The sequence below is a fragment of the Clostridium moutaii genome (assembly GCF_041205085.1).
GTDB lineage: Bacteria > Bacillota > Clostridia > Clostridiales > Clostridiaceae > Clostridium_B > Clostridium_B moutaii.
Map to the genome: position 1 here is coordinate 197,881 of NZ_JBGEWD010000007.1, position 6,000 is coordinate 203,880.

Here is a 6,000-nt window from a genome sequence, read left to right on the forward strand (position 1 = left end):
CTAAATCACTGAAATATGTTAATAAAAATAAATATTATTTAGAATTAAAAATAACATACATATGCTGCATGCATGCTATATCATGCAGCATATGATTCATGCATATTTATTAATGAGATAAGACATATCACGGCTTATTTCCAATACATACAAATAATTTTAAGCATTTATAACTTTTGTAAAAGCCAAAATAAGTACTACTATTCCTATAAATATTCTATATATGGCAAAAACCCTCATAGGTTTTCTCTTCAAAAACCCTATGAATTTTTCTACTACCACAAGTGCTACTAAAAATGAAACCACGAATCCCACTACAAGTGCAATTATCTGAGAAGAATCCATAACAATTTTAACCTTTAAAAGAGACCATCCTGATGCTGCTACCATAGTAGGTATGGCAAGGAAAAAAGAAAATTCCGCTGCTGCTACATTTGTAAGTCCGCTTATCCATCCTCCCATTATGGTAGATGCAGATCTAGACATGCCTGGCCATAATGAAAGGCACTGAAAACACCCAATTTTAAATGCTTGTACAACACTTACATCTTCAATTTTTTTAGTACTGTTTCCAATTCTATATTTATTCTCCATATATATCATGAGAAAACCACCGAATATCAAGGCACAAGAAACTGTAACCGGATTAAACAGTTTCTCCTGAATAAGATCATTGAAAAGTACTCCCGCAATTGCAGCAGGTATAAAAGCGATTAAAATGCTAAACCAAAGTTTAAATCCCCATTTGCCTGGTGCAAGATTTTTAAGAGAATTAACTATTTTATCCCAATAAAGAACTACTATAGCTAATATTGCTCCAAGTTGAATTACAACCTCAAACATGTCTATGTAAACTTTATTATAAGTGGGTGCTTTGAAATTTATTAAGTTTCCCACTATTATCATATGTCCTGTAGATGATATTGGAAGAAATTCAGTTATTCCCTCTACTATTCCAATAATAGCAGCTTTAATAATAAAGATTATTTCCATTAATTTTACTTCCCTTCTTGTATATCTATCGTACAAGGATTAAGCCCCTTGTCATAGCTGCATTTACATATAATTGATGCAGTTTATAATTTTCACAGCAATTATCACTGCAAATCTTTTAACAACAAACATCATTATACTATCATAGCAAGTTAATTCACAAGTCATATTTCATCTGTATATTTTAAGCATTTTCTAATAATTATCCAGTATTAATAGCTAATTGTCAAGTATTAACAATAGAAAACTGCGTACCCATATATATCTTATTATAATTTTATTAAATATTCATATCCACATATCTGTCTTATCACTTAATTTGAAACATAAAAAAAATTAACCATCAATTAAAATTTGATGGCTAAATAGATTTTTATAATACTAATTACATCATATGCCTTATAATAGCACCAGTAACATGTGAAATTTACAAATAACTTAAGGATTTAACTCTGGGCCCGGCATTTATTATATCCTGCGAAACTCCTTTAAACCTTTTAAAATTCTCATAAAATTTTCTGGATAATTCCCCTGCTTTAATGTCATAGGCTTTTTTGTCTTCCCACATATTTCTAGGATTTAATATTTCATCTGGAACTCCAGGACATTCTGTAGGCATCATTATTTTAAATACAGGATGTTCTATAAAATTTACATTTTTAAGTTTTCCATCCAAGGCTGCTTTAACCATAGCTCTTGTATATGATAGATTTATTCTGCTTCCCATTCCGTATACACCGCCTATCCATCCTGTATTTACCAAATATACTTCTGTATTGTACTTATTTATTTTTTTGCCCAACAATCTGGCATATACTGCAGGATTCATTAACATAAAGGGTTCTCCAAAACATGCTGAAAAAGTTGTCTCAGGTTCAGTTATACCTCTTTCTGTACCAGATACCTTACTGGTGTATCCAGACATAAAATGATACATGGCTGCCTCTTTAGACAGCTTGGATATAGGCGGTATTACTCCAAAAGCATCTGCAGTTAAAAATATTATAGCTTGTGGATTCCCTCCCACCCCACTTTTTTCTATATTATCTATATATTCAATAGGATAGGCAGCTCTTGTATTTTCCGTATACCTGTTGTCATCATAATCAGGTACTCTATGCTCATCTGTAACTACGTTTTCAAGAACAGTTCCAAATTTTATGGCATCATATATCTCATGCTCCTTTTCCCGGTGAAGTCTTATAGTTTTGGCGTAACATCCTCCTTCAAAATTGAACACACCTTTATCACACCATCCATGTTCATCGTCTCCTATTAATTTTCTCTTTTCATCTGCGGATAAAGTTGTCTTTCCCGTTCCCGAAAGACCAAAAAACAAAGAAGTTCTTCCGTTATCTCCTATATTAGCAGAGCAGTGCATGGGCATGACTTCTCTTTGAGGTAATAAAAAATTCATCACTGAAAACACAGATTTTTTTATTTCACCGCAGTAATGGGTTCCTCCTATTAATATGACCTTTTTGTCAAAATTTATCAATATAAAAGTTTCCGAATTAATGCCGTCCTCTTCTCCATTAGCCTTAAAATCAGGTACAGCTATTACATTAAATTCAGGACTAAAATATTCCAATTTATCGTGATCGGGTCTTCTAAACATTTGGGTGCTAAACAGAGCCTGGGATGCATTTTCACATATAACTCTTATGGGCATGGAATATTCCTCTAATGCCCCCACAAATCCATCAAATATAAAGATATCTCTGTCTTTTAAATAATTTAGAACTCTATCATATAATTTATCAAAAGTTTTCTCATCTATGGATAAATTTGAATTTCCCCAGTTTATTTTATCCATTATACTTTCTTGTTTAACTATGAATCTGTCTTTAGGAGATCTGCCCGTATACTTCCCTGTATTAATTATCAAAGCTCCCTTGTCAGACAGAAATCCCTCACTTCTTTTGATTGAAAGTTCTATCAATTCTGCTGGTGATAAATTTTTGTACACATTTTTATAACCCTCAATATTCAAATATGCCAAATCAACATTCATGTTCCTTCCCCCCAAATAATCTTATAATTATATATTATACTATTTATAGAAAAATGCAACAAAAAAATTATTTTTTTTAAGTTTTTAAAGATTTCTGATTGAACGCTTGCAATAGCATACTCCTTATTTAAGTTTAAGAACTATTGTGCTATGCTATTTCAATATATGATATATTATATCAAGAATTTATAATTTCTTCAACCTTTAATTTTCATATTTTATTTTTCAACATTTTTATCCAATAATTTATGCTTTATATTATATTAATCAGTTATTATATAGTTAAAATTTGTTTTACTATTAAATTTGAAACAGTTTTTTTACTTTTTTAATGTAAAAGTCATCATATTGTATTATAATATTTAAGAGTTAATTTACATAAGTAAAGACATAATAATTTTTTACTTACATGAAGGTGGTGTGGAAAATTAATATAAAATCTTTTTTTAGTATTGTTATTTCCAAAATCATAATAAAATTATCAAAGATTTTATTTAAGGGCGGGAGTAATTTCCCTGGAAAAGTTGCATTAAAATTAGACAAGAACATTCTAAAAGTCCTATGCAGGAATTACAAGGTTATACTTATAACAGGTACAAATGGTAAAACCACTACTACAAGTATGGTATACAACATATTAAAAGACGCAGATGCCCGTGTAATAACCAATAGCACGGGAGCAAACATGATCACTGGAATAGTTGCCTGCTTTGTGAAAAATTATTCATTTAAGAGATGCTGTGAAACCAGCTACGCGGTTATAGAATGCGATGAAGCGAATGTTCCTCTTTTTACAGATTATGTGACCCCCCAGGTTATAACTGTTACCAACTTATTTAGAGATCAGTTGGATAGATACGGTGAAGTTTATACTACTTTGAATAAAATTCTCCAAGGTATTAAAAAGACCCCTCTTACAAACTTAGTTCTAAATGGTGATGAATCATTACTGGGAGATTTAAATCTGCCAAATAGAACTATTTACTATGGATTTAACTGCTCTCCCACAGAAAACAAGAAAGTAGAAATCAATGCTGATGCTAAGTTTTGTAAAAAGTGCAAGAATCCTTATAAATATAATTTTCTTACCTACAGCCATTTGGGTGATTATTACTGCGAAAACTGCGGTTATAAAAGACCCGATTTGGACTATACTTTGGATGAAATAAAACTTCAGACACCGGAAGGATCATTGATAATGATAAATGGGAAGGAGTATTACATAAATCAACCAGGCGTATATAACATGTACAATGCCCTATGTGCCTATTCTATAACCAGAGTTTGTGGAATCCCAACTTCTCACATATATAACTCTTTGAAAAACCAGCAGAGCACTTTTGGAAGACAGGAAAGCATAGATATAGATGGCAAGAAGGTTAAGATAATTTTAGTAAAAAATCCTGCTGGTTATGATCAAGCTATAAATACTATAAGCCTTGACAATAGGACTTTCAATCTGGCAGTACTTTTAAATGACAACTATGCGGATGGAAGAGATGTATCATGGATATGGGATGTTAATTTTGAAAAATTATCCCATCTTGACATAGATAAAATAATGATATCTGGCATACGGCTTTATGATATGGCTGTTAGGTTAAAGATTGCAGGATTACCGGAGAAAAATTTTGTAATTTGCAAGACCTATGAAAAACTGGTTGATGAAATAAAAAATTGCAAACTAGATACTGTATACATACTTGCCACTTATACTGCTATGATAAATTTTAGAAAATTTCTCAATCTTAAAGGCTATATTAAAAAGTTATGGTAAACTATTTAAATCAATAGGAGGTGTAATATAAAATGGAGCTGAACATATGCCACTTGTATCCCGATCTATTAAATGTATATGGAGACCTGGGAAATATCCGTATCTTAAAATACAGGGCACAGCAAAGAGGAATATCTGTTAATATATACAATGTATCTTTAGGTGATGCTTTTGATGGTTCCAATTATGATATAACTTTCTTTGGCGGAGGACAGGATTATGAGCAATCCATAGTATCAGAAGACTTAACCCAGAATAAAAGAGAAGGTATAGTAAATTATATCGAAGAAGGAAAAGTGTTCTTGTCAATTTGCGGTGGTTATCAGCTTTTAGGTAAATACTACTGTACTCCAGATGGTGAAAAACTCCCTGGCCTTGATGTATTGGATATATACACGGAAGGGGGTAATAAAAGATTCATTGGAAATACAGTGATATACAATAAAAAGTTTAAAGAAACTTATGTGGGTTTTGAAAACCATTCGGGAAGGACTTACATAAATGGCCTGGAACCTTTTGGAAAGGTAATTGTAGGCTATGGAAACAATGGTGAGGATGGTTACGAAGGATGTATTTACAAAAATTGCTTATGCACATATTTTCATGGTTCCCTGCTTTCCAAAAATCCTGAATTGGCAGACAGATTTATATATACGGCTCTATCTAAAAAATACAAGGATGTAAAATTAGAACCTTTGGATGATAAATTTGAAATAGATGCTAAAAATTTTATAATAGAAAGAGAAACTAAAAATAAGAAAGATCATATTATATAATATGATCTTTCTTTATGTTAGGAGTCACCTGATTATTTATTAAATAACCTCTGCTGCTCTTTTAAACTTTTAAACTAAAATCACATACCTGAATCTTCTATTAAGCCTTTACAGTTTCTTTTTTACCTGCACTAAATTTCACATAAGATCCTGCAATTATACATATTATTCCTATAATCATATTTATTTTTATACTTTCACCCAGTATAAGTATGGCAAAAATAGTGGCCAATGCAGGTTTTATTAGGAATACCATTGATGCAGTTATTGCTGAAGTTTCCTTTATAGCACCAAGATAGCATATATAACCAATTGCCTTTATAAAAATACCCATATATAATAATACCAGTATATTACTTAAAGTTATTCCTGAAAAAATTGGTCTCCCTGTTACTATGAGGATAATCAACAGAGCTAATACTCCAAAAGAAAAGCCGAAG

5 protein-coding genes are annotated in these 6,000 nt (G+C 31.2%); 2 read left to right on the top strand and 3 right to left on the bottom strand.

What is annotated here, in order from left to right:
• Window positions 1–159: 159 nt before the first annotated feature.
• Entirely contained in the window at window positions 160–993 is an 834-nt protein-coding gene (locus AB8U03_RS09440) for an undecaprenyl-diphosphate phosphatase (RefSeq protein ID WP_369704306.1), read from the bottom strand.
• A 427-nt stretch (window positions 994–1,420) separates the two neighbouring features.
• Window positions 1,421–3,007: a phosphoenolpyruvate carboxykinase (ATP) gene (gene pckA, locus AB8U03_RS09445; protein ID WP_369704292.1), complete on the bottom strand. Its 1,587-nt coding sequence runs from the start codon at window positions 3,005–3,007 to the stop codon at window positions 1,421–1,423.
• A 418-nt stretch (window positions 3,008–3,425) separates the two neighbouring features.
• On the opposite strand from pckA, the gene AB8U03_RS09450 reads away from it, so the two are divergent.
• Window positions 3,426–4,784 carry a MurT ligase domain-containing protein gene (locus AB8U03_RS09450; RefSeq protein ID WP_369704307.1) on the top strand — a complete coding sequence of 453 codons (1,359 nt, stop codon included), beginning with the start codon at window positions 3,426–3,428 and terminating at the stop codon, window positions 4,782–4,784.
• A 32-nt stretch (window positions 4,785–4,816) separates the two neighbouring features.
• Window positions 4,817–5,560 (top strand): type 1 glutamine amidotransferase, encoded by a 744-nt coding sequence (locus AB8U03_RS09455; RefSeq protein WP_369704293.1) that lies wholly within the window; start codon window positions 4,817–4,819, stop codon window positions 5,558–5,560.
• A 100-nt stretch (window positions 5,561–5,660) separates the two neighbouring features.
• Here AB8U03_RS09455 and AB8U03_RS09460 read toward each other — a convergent pair.
• Window positions 5,661–6,000 (bottom strand): EamA family transporter (locus AB8U03_RS09460; RefSeq protein WP_369704294.1); only part of this gene is annotated, 340 nt, incomplete at its 5' end.

Coding starts and splice junctions, on each gene's coding strand:
- AB8U03_RS09440 (WP_369704306.1), bottom strand. CDS start 993: ATGGAAATAATCTTTATTATTAAAGCTGCTATTATTGGAATAGTAGAG.
- AB8U03_RS09455 (WP_369704293.1), top strand. CDS start 4,817: ATGGAGCTGAACATATGCCACTTGTATCCCGATCTATTAAATGTATAT.
- pckA (WP_369704292.1), bottom strand. CDS start 3,007: ATGAATGTTGATTTGGCATATTTGAATATTGAGGGTTATAAAAATGTG.